At 67.7% G+C, this 11,869-nt stretch carries 10 protein-coding genes; 6 read left to right on the forward strand and 4 right to left on the reverse strand.

The window, feature by feature from the left end; all coding sequences use genetic code 11:
* Positions 1 to 37: 37 nt before the first annotated feature.
* The 4 genes from LL236_RS08910 to LL236_RS08925 are packed head-to-tail and all read left to right on the forward strand — an operon-like array spanning position 38 to position 3,859.
* A complete protein-coding gene (locus LL236_RS08910) occupies positions 38 to 886 on the forward strand; it encodes an alpha/beta fold hydrolase (protein ID WP_228178396.1) in 849 nt (282 codons plus the stop codon).
* Positions 887 to 927: 41 nt separating this feature from the next.
* A complete protein-coding gene (locus tag LL236_RS08915) occupies positions 928 to 1,977 on the forward strand; it encodes a lipoate--protein ligase family protein (RefSeq protein ID WP_228178397.1) in 1,050 nt (349 codons plus the stop codon).
* 35 nt (positions 1,978 to 2,012) lie between these two features.
* Positions 2,013 to 2,819, forward strand: coding sequence for a DNA-methyltransferase (locus LL236_RS08920; RefSeq protein WP_228178461.1), 807 nt, complete (start codon positions 2,013 to 2,015; stop codon positions 2,817 to 2,819).
* 35 nt (positions 2,820 to 2,854) lie between these two features.
* The gene (locus LL236_RS08925) at positions 2,855 to 3,859 is read left to right on the forward strand and encodes an LLM class F420-dependent oxidoreductase (protein WP_228178398.1); all 1,005 of its coding nucleotides are present in this window, start codon (positions 2,855 to 2,857) and stop codon (positions 3,857 to 3,859) included.
* 15 nt (positions 3,860 to 3,874) lie between these two features.
* Here the strand turns inward: LL236_RS08925 and LL236_RS08930 are convergent, their stop codons facing one another.
* Complete coding sequence (locus LL236_RS08930; RefSeq protein ID WP_228178399.1) at positions 3,875 to 5,371, reverse strand: carboxylesterase/lipase family protein; 1,497 nt, start codon at positions 5,369 to 5,371, stop codon at positions 3,875 to 3,877.
* Complete coding sequence (locus LL236_RS08935; RefSeq protein WP_228178400.1) at positions 5,368 to 5,967, reverse strand: TetR/AcrR family transcriptional regulator; 600 nt, start codon at positions 5,965 to 5,967, stop codon at positions 5,368 to 5,370. The genes LL236_RS08930 and LL236_RS08935 overlap by 4 nt, the downstream gene beginning before the upstream one ends.
* A gap of 83 nt (positions 5,968 to 6,050) precedes the next feature.
* Here LL236_RS08935 and LL236_RS08940 point away from each other — a divergent pair, with 83 nt between their 5' ends.
* A complete protein-coding gene (locus tag LL236_RS08940) occupies positions 6,051 to 8,324 on the forward strand; it encodes a glycoside hydrolase family 3 C-terminal domain-containing protein (protein WP_228178401.1) in 2,274 nt (757 codons plus the stop codon).
* A 138-nt stretch (positions 8,325 to 8,462) separates the two neighbouring features.
* On the opposite strand, the gene galK is transcribed toward LL236_RS08940, so the two are convergent.
* On the reverse strand, positions 8,463 to 9,602 hold the full coding sequence (galK, locus tag LL236_RS08945) for a galactokinase (protein ID WP_228178462.1): 1,140 nt from the start codon (positions 9,600 to 9,602) through the stop codon (positions 8,463 to 8,465).
* A 44-nt stretch (positions 9,603 to 9,646) separates the two neighbouring features.
* A complete protein-coding gene (gene galT / locus LL236_RS08950; protein WP_228178463.1) occupies positions 9,647 to 10,804 on the reverse strand; it encodes a galactose-1-phosphate uridylyltransferase in 1,158 nt (385 codons plus the stop codon).
* Positions 10,805 to 10,859: 55 nt separating this feature from the next.
* Here galT and LL236_RS08955 point away from each other — a divergent pair, with 55 nt between their 5' ends.
* A complete protein-coding gene (locus LL236_RS08955) occupies positions 10,860 to 11,867 on the forward strand; it encodes a LacI family DNA-binding transcriptional regulator (protein WP_228178402.1) in 1,008 nt (335 codons plus the stop codon).
* Positions 11,868 to 11,869: the final 2 nt, after the last annotated feature.

Raw genomic sequence — 11,869 nt, forward strand, 5'->3', positions numbered from 1 at the left:
TCGCATCAGCCTCTGCCCGGCCCGCTAAGCTTCCGGCATGCCCGAGTACACCGACGTGCACGGTGTCGAGATCGTCTACGACCTCGCCACTCCCGTGACCACTCCCCGCGGCGTCATCCATCTCCTCCACGGCGTGGGCGAACACGCCGGCCGCTATGGCGCGGTGATCGGTGCGCTGACGGATGCCGGGTTCATCGTCTACGCCGACGATCATCGCGGTCACGGCCGCACCGGGATGCGCCAGCACGGCAGCAGCGAGCGCCTCGGTCGCCTCGGCCCCGGCGGCTTGCGTGCGACGATCGACGCGGTCTGGCAGTTGAGCGAGATGGCTAGGGCGGAGCATCCGGATCTTCCCTTCATCCTGCTCGGTCACTCGTGGGGATCCTTCATCGCGCAGATCCTCGTGAACCGTCATTCGGCGGCGATCGATGGACTGATCCTCAGCGGGTCGGCGTTGCGCTGGCCGGGATCGCTGAACTCGGGTGATCTGAACGCGCCGTGGCAGGGCCCGAACGCCAACGGCATGGAATGGCTCTCGACCGATCCGGCAGTTGCCGAAGCGTTCCTCGCCGATCCGCTCACGACCTCGACTCCGCTGGCCAAGCTCTTCGGGCCCGTCGATACGCTCCGACTGATCGGCAAACCCGGTCGTCATCTCGAGCGCGACGTGCCGACCCTCATCATGGTGGGGCGCGAGGACACCGTCGGCGGCCCGCGCAGCAACCATTTGCTGGCGGATGCCTATCGCACGCGTTCGGGGTTCACCGATGTCACCACGCTCGTCTACCCGGGAGCGCGGCACGAGATCTTCAACGAGGCCCAGCAGGCCGAGGTCCGCGCTGACCTCCTGGCGTGGCTCGATGCCCGCTTCCCGGTCCGCGACTGACGGTCCGCGCCTCGGTGCGCAGCTCCTCCTAGGCTGGTGCCATGCACGCTGAGTACAAGGTCCCGGGCGGAAAGCTCGTCGTCGTCGACCTGGATGTCGAAGCCGGGCGCTTGGCGAATGTGCGACTCGCTGGCGATTTCTTCCTCGAGCCCGACGATGCCCTCGGCGCGATCAACGCGGCGGTGTCGGGCCTTCCCTCCGAAGCCGACGTGCCCACGATCGCTGCGGCCGTACGTGCGGCGCTCCCTGACGGTGCACAACTTCTGGGGTTCACGCCCGAGGCCGTGGGCACCGTGGTGCGCCGGGCGCTCGTGACCGCATCCGGCTGGAAAGACTTCTCATGGCAGATCGTCCACGACCGCCCGGTCTCGCCGCGCATGAACCTCGCGCTCGACGAAGTACTCACGACCCGTGTGGGCGACGGGCGACGGATGCCGACCCTGCGCCTGTGGGAATGGAATGAGTCGGCGGTCGTCATCGGATCGTTCCAGTCGTACCGCAATGAGGTGGACCCGGCGGGTGCCCGCCGTCATGGCTACGACGTCGTCAGGCGAATCTCGGGCGGCGGCGCGATGCTCATGGGCGCCGATGCGATCATCACGTACTCGCTCTCGGTTCCCGCGTCGCTGGTGGCGGGCATGACCTTCGCCGACTCCTACGCGTTCCTCGACGACTGGGTTCTGCAGGCGCTGCGCTCGCTTGGAATCGATGCGACGTACCAGCCGCTCAATGACATCGCGAGCCCGGAGGGCAAGATCGGCGGCGCCGCGCAGAAGCGGTTGGCCAACGGAGGGGTGCTGCATCACGCGACCCTCAGCTACGACATGGACGGTGAGGTGCTCACCGACGTGCTCCGCATCGGCCGGGAGAAGCTCAGCGACAAGGGGACGACCTCGGCCGCCAAACGCGTCGACCCGCTGCGGCGGCAGACGGGACTGCCTCGCGAGGCGATCATCCAGGCCTTCGCCGACACATTCACCACGCTCTACGGCGCCGAGGTCGGGCATATCACCGAAGAGGAATACGCCGAAGCAGAGGCTCTCGTCGCGTCGAAGTTCGCCACCGACGCGTGGCTGCATCGGGTTCCGTGACCGTCACGATCCATCACGGCGACAATCTGTCCGTGATGCGCGGACTGCCGGATGCGTCCTTCGGTCTGGTCTACCTCGACCCCCCGTTCAACACCGGGCGCCTCCGGGAGCGGGCAGTCGAATCAGCCAGCACGCCCCGGGATGAGCGGCTTCCGGGCGCTGTGACCCGGCGCGGATTCCACGGTCGCGACTACGAACGGCTGCGGGGAGACCTGCGTGTGTACGACGACCGGTTCGACGACTACTGGGGCTTTCTCGAACCGCGAGTGCTCGAGGCGTGGCGACTGCTTGCCGACTCCGGCACTCTGTACCTTCACCTCGATTACCGCGAGGCGCATTACGCGAAGGTGCTCCTGGATGCAGTGTTCGGTCGCGACCACTTCCTCAACGAGATCATCTGGTCGTACGACTACGGTGCGAAGACCCGCAAACGGTGGCCCACCAAGCACGACACGATTCTCGTCTACGTGAAAGATCCAGCGCTGTACTGGTTCGATTCCGAGGCCGTTGATCGCGAGCCGTATATGGCGCCGGGGCTCGTGACCGCTGAGAAAGCGGCCCGCGGCAAGCTCCCGACAGATGTGTGGTGGCACACGATCGTCCCGACGGCGGGGCGCGAGAAGACCGGATATCCCACTCAAAAGCCCGAGGGTGTGCTACGGCGAATCGTGCAGGCATCCTCTCGCCCGGGCGAGGCTGTCCTCGACCCGTTCGCCGGGTCGGGAACGACAGGTGCTGTCGCCCAGGCGCTGGGGCGCGACGCCGTGCTCATCGACGCGAATCCCGAAGCGATAGCGGTGATGCGGACCAGGATGCCGCTCGCGATGATCGTCGAAAACTGACCCGTGCTTCGGCTACGCAAGCCTAGGCTGACGCTATGCGATTCGGAATCTTCATCCCCCAAGGCTGGCGACTCGACCTCGTGGGAATCGATCCCGCGCAGCAGTGGGAAGCGATGAACGGACTGGCTCAGCGCGCCGATGCAGGGCCCTGGGAATCCCTCTGGGTCTACGACCACTTCCACACGGTGCCCGTCGCGACCCAGGAGGCGACACACGAGGCGTGGACGCTGATGTCAGCGTTCGCAGCGTCGACCAGCCGCATCCGTCTCGGCCAGATGTGCACCTGCATGGGCTATCGAAACCCGGCCTACCTCGCGAAGGTCGCCGCAACGGTCGACATCATCTCGGGTGGCCGCGCCGAAATGGGTATCGGTGGCGGATGGTACGAGCACGAGTGGCGGGCCTACGGGTACGGCTTCCCGGAGGTACGCGATCGCCTCGCGATGCTGCGCGAGGGAGTGGAGATCATGCACCAGGCCTGGACGACGGGCTCGGCATCTCTTGACGGGAAGTACTACCAGGTCGACGGCGCGATTGTGCAGCCCCAGCCGCTGCAAGCAACACAGCCGCTGCAGCGCCCGGGGATTCCCTTCTGGATCGCTGGTGGCGGCGAGAAGGTCACGCTGAAGATCGCAGCGAAGTACGCGTCGTACACGAACTTCGCCGGCAGCGTCGAGGAGTTCGATCACAAGCTGTCGGTCGTGCGCGAGCACTGCGCGACGCTCGGTCGCGACCCGGGCGAGATCACCGCGTCGTCGAACGTCAACACGATCGTGGGTGCGACCGAGGCAGAGGCAGAGGAACGCCTGCGTGCGGTCCTGGGGCGCCTCGCGCCGTTCGTCGGTGACGAGCGACTTGCCGGCATCGAGGCCGAGTACCGCGGGTCGCTCGGTTTCGGCACTCCCGAGCAGGTGGCCGAGCGGCTGCAGGAGCGCGCGAGCCACGGACTCGGGTACGCGATCCACTACTTTCCCGAAGCGGCATACGACACGAGCGGCATCGAACTGTTCGAGGCGGAGGTCGTGCCGGCGCTTGCGTGAGCCGGCCGGCGCGGGTCAGAGCAGGGCTCGGACGCTGGCGTAGCCGTCCGCGATGGTTCCGGGGCCAGTGGCGTCGAAGATCCGCGTGCGACCGGGCTCGGCCGACCATTTCTCCCACCCCGGATCGCCAACCCGCACGAAGGCTGACGCAGCACCGTGCACCGCATCCGCCAGGAGTTGAGGCGGGTCGTCGCCGGTGAGTGCGTCAACCCGCTCCCGGTCGAGCACGTCGAACCAAAACGGCACGTCGACGCAGTGGCACGCCCAGCCGATGCGCGTCGAGGCCCACGAGAAGCGGTACACCCAGGTCGGCGCTTCGCCACGGGCCGCCGCAATCCGTACGACGCCGCTGCGGAACACCTTGTCGGAAACGTAGCGGCCGAGCAGGGCTGCCGTACCGAGCCGGTGCTGCTCCGCATTGTCGGAAAGATAGCCGCGCCGCATCGGCCGACCCACACCGAGCGCACCAAGCGCGACTGTGGCCGGAACGAAGCGGAGCTTACCGCGGGCGTCGTCAGTGATCATCGTGAATTCGTCGTCGGTTGATCCCACGACCAGCGGCTTGTTCGCGCCAACCCCCGATGCGATCGATTCCGGCGTCGTGGTCGTCAGCAGATCACCGTCGACGAGGGGACCCCACGGCAGACCGTCGTCGAGCAGCGAGCGAATTCCCGACAGTCGGGCTCCGCCACGCTCGCTGACCGTCTGCTGCAGCCCGATCAGCGCATCCGGATCGACGGATGCGAATCCGTCGCGCGTGGCAGGGACCCCGGCGAGTTCAGCGAGCTGCGCCGCAATGTTCTCGGCGCGCGCGAGCGAGACATCGCCGAGCGCCGGGGAGAGCGCCCAGACCCGCTCGAAGAGGTGCTGGGCAGCCGGCATCCCGAGCAGCGTCAGCACGGCGCCACCGCCAGCGGATTGCCCGGCGATCGTGACAGCATCCGGGTCTCCGCCGAACGCCGTGATCTCGCGCTGGACCCATTCGAGCGCCGCCAGCCAGTCGCGCACGCCGCGATTGGTCGGGGCTCCCTCGATGAGGCCGAACCCGTCGAAACCGAGCCGGTAGGACACGACGACAGTGACGACTCCGCGGCGCGCGAACGACTCGCCGTCGTACCAGGGGCTTGCCGGCGATCCCGAAACGTAGCCGCCGCCGTGGATGTAGACCAGTACCGGCATCCGTGCTGACGGGTCGCCGGGTCGGGGCGTGAACACGTTGACGTTCAGGGTCGAGTCTCCGGGAACCGACGGCTCGGGGATGAGGGTGACCTCGGCGACGGGGCCGCGTTGTGGTGTCGCGCCGAAGCTCGTAGCATCCCGAACGCCGGTCCACGGCTCGATGGGAACCGGCGCCGCGAACCGTAGTTCACCGACCGGTGGCCGGGCGAACGGGATGCCGAGGAAGGCGGCAGACCGAGCCTCACCGCTGGTGCGCCACAGGCCCCGCACTGCGCCGGAGGTGGTTTCGACGACGGGTGCCTCTCGGCTTGGTAGCGGTGTGGGATTGGTCACGGTGTCGCGGCGGGCTTCTGCTCTAGGGCGGCGAGGAGCTGGTCGATGATACCCGCCATGTCAACGGTGGGGTCGACGAGCCACTGGAGCTGCAGGCCGTCAGCGACTGCCTGCAGAATCCGGGCATAGACATCGGGTGGCAGGCTGTCGGACGCTGCAGTCAGCTCGAAGGCTCCCCGCACTGTTTCGCCCCGCTCGAGAAAGTAGTCGTGGGCGGGATGCTCGGGGTTCGCGGCCTCGACGGCCAAGCGCGAGAAAAGCTCGACGAGACCTGGAACTTCGCTGTTGTGGCGGATGACGCGAATCACGCTGTCGCGGATCACGGCGGGGTCGACCGGATCGGCGTCCTTCGACCTGTCATCGGGCAGACCGAACTGTTCACCGTCGTGTTCGTCACGCTTGCGCAGGACCTCGGTGAACAGCTCCTCTTTGCTGTCGAAGTAGTGCAGCAAGCCCGCCTGGCTGAGCCCAACGGCCTCCGCGATGCGCTTGACGCTCGCGCCGTCGTAGCCCTCGGTCGCGATCACATCGAGTGCACGTTCGAGGATCTCTTCGCGCTTGGCTACGCCCTTCGCGTACGACCCTCGTTGTGCCATGAGACGAGTGTGCCCAATGATGCTTGTTTTTCAAAACCTAGTGTCATAAGGTTTTCGTCGAGTCTGCTGTTGGAAGGAAATCCATGACTGACAATGACGTCACAGCCACTGTCGCTGATCTGACCCTGGAAGAGAAGGCGTCGCTGACCAGCGGGCTGAACTTCTGGCACACCAAGCCGGTCGAGCGGGTAGGCATCCCGTCGATCATGATGACCGACGGACCGCACGGCCTTCGTAAGCAGGCGGGTGCCGGTGACCACCTGGGCGTCGGATCGAGTGTGCCGGCTACCTGTTTCCCGCCGGCCGTCGGGCTTGGGTCGTCGTGGGACGTCGAGTTGCTCGATCGGGTCGGCCGGGCCCTCGGCGCCGAGACGTCGATCGAGGGTGTCGCCGTGCTCCTCGGACCCGGCATCAACATCAAGCGCTCGCCGCTGTGCGGTCGCAACTTCGAGTACTTCTCCGAAGACCCCTTGATCTCTGGCGTGCTCGGCGCCGCATTCGTCACGGGCGTCCAGTCGCAGGGCGTCGGTACCTCGCTCAAGCACTTCGCCGCGAACAATCAAGAGACCGATCGGATGCGAGCGAGCTCCGACATCGACCCGCGGCCACTACGCGAGATCTACCTGCGCGGGTTCGAACGGGTCGTGCGCGATGCTCAGCCGTGGACGGTCATGTGCTCGTACAACAAGATCAATGGGGTCTACGCGTCGGAAGACCCCTGGCTGCTCACGCGTGTGCTGCGCGACGAGTGGGGCTTCGAGGGTCTTGTCGTCTCGGACTGGGGAGCGGTCAACGAACGCGTGAAGGGTCTTCCCGCCGGACTCGATCTGGAGATGCCCTCCTCGAGCGGGCGCACTGATGCTGAGCTCGTCGCGGCAGTCCGTGCCGGAGACCTCGATGAGTCGGCTCTCGATGTCGCAGCGGGCCGTGTCATCGACCTTGTCCGCAAGGCCCAGGCCGGGGCCGGCGCGGTGGCAGGACTGCTCGACGTCGACGCACACCATGCCCTCGCCCGCGAGGCTGCCGGCCGCTCGATCGTGCTCCTGAAGAACGAGGGCGACATCCTGCCCCTGGCCAAGGACGCGAACCTTGCCGTCCTCGGAGCGTTCGCCGAGAAGCCGCGCTACCAGGGCGCCGGCTCGTCGTTGATCAATCCGACCCGCCTCGACACGGCGCTCGAGGAGATCCGCGCGCTCGCGACCGGCGAGGTCGCCTATGCGCCCGGATTCTCGCTGGCTGCCGATGTCGCCGAATCCGAGGCGGCTCAGTTGCGTGATGAGGCTGCGGCTGCGGCATCCGCCGCCGAGGTCGTCGTGCTGTTCCTCGGGCTGCCCGCGCGCCTCGAGTCCGAAGGCTACGACCGCGACGACATAGACCTGCCGGCGGAGCAGCTCGCGGTGTTGGATGCCGTCCGTGCCGCGAACCCGAACGTCGTCGTCGTGCTCTCCAACGGTGGGGTCGTCGCGCTTCCCTTCGCGCGCGACGTCCCCGCAATTCTCGAAGGATGGCTCCTCGGTCAGGCCGGGGGTGGGGCGACGGCCGACGTACTCTTCGGTGACGTGAACCCGTCGGCCAAGCTCACCGAGACGATTCCGCTGCGGCTCTCGGACACCCCGGCCTACCTGGACTTCCCGGGTGAGTTCGGCCACGTCCGTTACAGCGAGGGTCTGTTCGTCGGCTACCGCTGGTACGACGCGCGGAACCTCGAGGTTGCCTATCCCTTCGGTCACGGCCTGTCGTACACGACGTTCTCGCACACGGATGCCGCGGTCCGCGTCACCGACAGCGGCGACCTTGAAGTCACGGTCACCGTGACCAACACGGGTCAGCGCGACGGCCGCGAGATCGTGCAGGTCTACACCTCGCTGCCGGGGTCGACGGTGCAGCGCCCGGTGCGCGAGCTCAAGGGCTTCGCGTCAGTGGCTCTGACTGCGGGTCAGTCCCGGGAGGTTGCGGTGACGGTGCGCCGTGCGGACCTCGCCTACTGGGACATCCGTGTCGACGATTGGATCGTCGAGGGCGGGGAATACACGGTCGAGGTCGGGGCATCCAGCCGCGACATCCGCAGCTCGGTGACCGTAGCCGTCGAGGGGGACCCGGTGGCGTTTCCGCTGACCCGCGAGTCCTCGCTCGCTGAAGCGATTGCTCACCCGGTTGTCGGCGAAATGGTGCAGGGCGCTTTGCGGCAGATGATGGCCACGATGGAAGGCCTCGAGTCCGTGATGCCCGAGGGCGTCTCGATGGACAGGATGATGATGTCATTCCCCATCGGCCGGATGTCGGGGCTGACCGGAGATCAGGTCAGCCCCGAGATGATCGACGGCCTTATCGCGATGGCGAACGCTCCGCAGCAGTAGGCGCCGTGACCGCCGTCTCATGAAGGTAGGCGAAATCCCCGGGGTAGGACGTTTGGCAAACCAATCGTCCTACCCCGGGGATTTGTCCTACCTCGGTGAGATGGGCGAGAAGGGGTGTGGCGGGGATCGCGAGCGAAATCAGCTGTCGCGGTGCGCGCCGGCTGAGGGCTGCACCGTGAAGATGCGGGGTGCTCGGAACCCGGATGTCGAGAATGCCGCGGTCACGGCATCCGTCACCGCAGTCAGGGTGTCGCGCGCGACGAGGGCGATCGCCGCGCCCCCGAAACCGCCGCCGGTCATGCGCGCGCCGATCGCGCCGCCCGACATCGCCGCCTCGACAGCAGTATCCAGCTCCGGAACCGAGATCTCGAAGTCGTCGCGCATCGACGCATGCGAAGCGAGCAGAAGCTCGCCGATGGCCCGCGGGCCGGACTCGCGCAGCACGCGCACGGTCTCGAGCACGCGCTCATTCTCGGTGACGACGTGCCGCACGCGGCGGAAGGTGACCTCATCCATGACGGATGCCGCCCGCTCGAGGTCATGGACCGAGAGATCACGCAACGACTCGACACCCATCACCGCCGCACCCTGTTCGCAGGATGCCCGGCGCTCGCGGTATCCGCCGGTGGAGTGGGCGTGGGTGACGAGCGTGTCGATGACGAGGACGTCCAGGCCCGCGGCCTGCAGGCCCAGGGGCACGATCTCGGTAGCGAGCGCGCGGCAGTCGAGGAACACCGCGGCATCGGTCTGGCCCAGCATCGACGCTGTCTGGTCCATGATGCCCGTCGGCGCGCCGACCGCGTCGTTCTCGGCGGTGCGACCCACCCGCGTGAGGTCCTTCGCGCTCAGGTCGGCGCCCCACAGCTCGTTCAGCGCCACGGCGACGGCGCATTCGATGGCGGCGGATGACGAGAGCCCGGCGCCCACGGGAACCGATGAGGCGATCGCGAGGTCCAGCCCTGCGGCTGTCGCGGCGTCGCCGGCCGCGCGCAGCAGCGCCCACGCCACTCCGAGCGGGTAGGTCGTCCACTCGGGAACCGAGGTCGGTGCGGGGCTCGCGAACAGCTCATCGAGGTCGGCGATAGCGACGGATGCCTCGGAGTCGTCGAAGCTCGAACGAACCCGCAGCAGCCGGTCTGTGCGTGGGGCGACGGCAACAGCGGTGCGCGCATCGATGGCGAACGGCAAGACGAAGCCGTCGTTGTAGTCGGTGTGCTCGCCGATGAGGTTCACGCGCCCGGGAGCGGACCAGACGCCCAGGGGAGCGGCATCCGTCATCTCGCTCAGCAGGGCGAGGGCGAGCGGGCGGGGATCGGAGGCGCTCACAGCTGCACTCCCTCGACCACGTCGCGCAGGCGTGCTGCGGCATCCTCGGGAGGGATGTCGCCGATCCAGGCGCCCATCGTCGCCTCGGACCCGGCGAGGAACTTCAGCTTGTCGGCAGCTCGCCTGGGAGAGGTGATCTCGAGGTGCATCCGCACGGTGTCCCGCGCGACGTTCACGGGCGCCTGGTGCCAGGCGGCGATGTAGGGAGTGGGGGTGTCGTACAGGGTGTCGATGCCGCGCAGCAAACGCAGATACAGCCCGGCGAGTTCGTCGCGTTCGGTATCCGTCGCCTCGGCGAAGTCCGGGACGTGGCGGTGCGGCATGAGGTGCACCTCGATGGGCCAGCGGGCGGCGAACGGGACGTAGGCCGTCCAGTGCTCGCCGGCGAGGATGACGCGGCTTCCGTCTCGTTCGAAGTCGAGCACGCGCTGCATCAAATCGGGAGAGGTACGCGAGATGTTCTCGACCAGCCGCCGCGTGCGCGGCGTGACGTACGGGTAGGCGTAGATCTGGCCGTGCGGGTGGGGGAGGGTTACCCCGATCGCCTCGCCGCGGTTCTCGAACGGGAACACCTGCTCGACACCCGGCAGGGCCGACAGTGCTGCCGTGCGGTCGGCCCACGCTTCGATGACCGTACGTGCCCGGGTGACGGACTGGGTGCCGAAGGATCCGGTGTGCTCAGGGCTGAAGCAGACGACCTCGCATCGGCCCACGGAGGTCCGAACGCTGCCGAGGCCCAGCGCGTCGAGATCGTCGAGACCGCGCGGCGGGTTCGGTGCCTCGGGGGCATCGCCGTGCGCTGCGGACAGGGCCGGGCCGAAGGAGGGCGACCGATTCTCGAAGACCGCGACGTCGTAGCGCGACGGGATCTCGGAGGGGTTGGTCGGCGTCTGCGGAGACAGCGGGTCAAGCTCCGCGGGCGGCAGGAAGGCGCGGTTCTGCCGCGCTGCCGCAATCGAGATCCAGTCGCCGGTCAGGATGTCTTGGCGCATCGTCGCCGTGGCCGGGCGCGGGTCGAGCGCTCGCTGATCGATCCCGCGTTCGGCGCCGAGCGTTGTGTCGGGATCGTCGTAGTAGAAGAGGTCTCGTCCGTCGGCGAGGGCGGTGTCTCGTCTGATGACGCCGGCGCCAAGCACTACCGGTTCCCGAAGCATGTTCACGATAACACGCTAATGCCCGGGCGTGATATCGTCAACATCGGAGGGCCCAATGACCCAGCACCGACGCGCATCCATGGCCGATGTCGCAGAACTGGCAGGCGTGTCGACGCAGACCGTGTCACGGGTTGCCAACGGGAGCCCCCGCGTGGACCCAGCAACGCGTGCTCGTGTCGAGGCCGCGATGGCCCAGGCCGGCTATCGAGTCCACCGGGCGGCCCGGGCCCTGCGCACGGGTCGCACGGGCGTCGTTGGGGCTGTTGTTTCGACCCTTGCCACGGTCGGTAACTCGATGCTGCTCGAGGCCGTCGTCGACGAGGCATCCGCGCGCGGCTATGCCGTCGCGGTCGCCCGCATCGGCGAGGGCGGCCCGGCCGAGGCGTTCGAGCGGCTGCGCGATCAGGGCGTGGACGGTGCGATCGTTGTCAACGAGGCGTCAGCGCTACTGCGTCACACCGAGCTGCCCACCGACCTGCGTCTTGCTGTGGTCGACTCACCGCCCGACGACCGATACGCGGGTGTCGAGACCGCGCACGCCACCGGCTCGGCTGCCGCGACGGCACACCTCCGCGAACTCGGGCACCGCGTCATCGCCCACATCGCAGGTCCGGAATCGTCGTACGCCGCCGCCGAACGTGAGCGCGGATGGCGCGAGACTCTCGCGGAAGCGGGCTTCCGGTACGGTGTGCTGTTGCGTGGTGCATGGGATTCGGCGTCCGGCTATCGAGCGGGCCTGGAGCTTCTGACGAACATCGACGCCAGTGATCCCGTGACGGCTGTCGTCGTCGCGAACGATCAGATGGCGCTCGGCGTCCTGCGAGCAGCATCCGAGCTCGGCATCCTCGTCCCCGAACAGCTGAGTGTGGTCGGGTTCGACGACGTCGCGGATGCCGCGAACTTCACTCCCGCGCTCACGACGGTGCGTCAGCGATTCGATCTGCTCGGACAGCGCGCGGTAGCCGCCGTACTCGACGGCGCAGAGGCGGGATCGCGAGAGGTGATCGATGCGCCGCTGGTTGTTCGCGGCAGCAGCGCAGCGCCCTTCGTGCAGCCTGCCTGATC

Source organism: Microbacterium schleiferi (assembly GCF_020781975.1).
Lineage (GTDB): Bacteria > Actinomycetota > Actinomycetes > Actinomycetales > Microbacteriaceae > Microbacterium.

Bases quoted from the DNA above. Each gene is read 5' to 3' on its own strand.
- LL236_RS08920 (WP_228178461.1), top strand. From the start codon at position 2,013: ATGCGCGGACTGCCGGATGCGTCCTTCGGTCTGGTCTACCTCGACCCC.
- LL236_RS08910 (WP_228178396.1), top strand. From the start codon at position 38: ATGCCCGAGTACACCGACGTGCACGGTGTCGAGATCGTCTACGACCTC.
- LL236_RS08925 (WP_228178398.1), top strand. From the start codon at position 2,855: ATGCGATTCGGAATCTTCATCCCCCAAGGCTGGCGACTCGACCTCGTG.
- LL236_RS08955 (WP_228178402.1), top strand. From the start codon at position 10,860: ATGACCCAGCACCGACGCGCATCCATGGCCGATGTCGCAGAACTGGCA.
- LL236_RS08940 (WP_228178401.1), top strand. From the start codon at position 6,051: ATGACTGACAATGACGTCACAGCCACTGTCGCTGATCTGACCCTGGAA.
- LL236_RS08935 (WP_228178400.1), bottom strand. From the start codon at position 5,967: ATGGCACAACGAGGGTCGTACGCGAAGGGCGTAGCCAAGCGCGAAGAG.
- LL236_RS08915 (WP_228178397.1), top strand. From the start codon at position 928: ATGCACGCTGAGTACAAGGTCCCGGGCGGAAAGCTCGTCGTCGTCGAC.
- galK (WP_228178462.1), bottom strand. From the start codon at position 9,602: ATGACGGATGCCGCTCCCCTGGGCGTCTGGTCCGCTCCCGGGCGCGTG.
- galT (WP_228178463.1), bottom strand. From the start codon at position 10,804: ATGCTTCGGGAACCGGTAGTGCTTGGCGCCGGCGTCATCAGACGAGAC.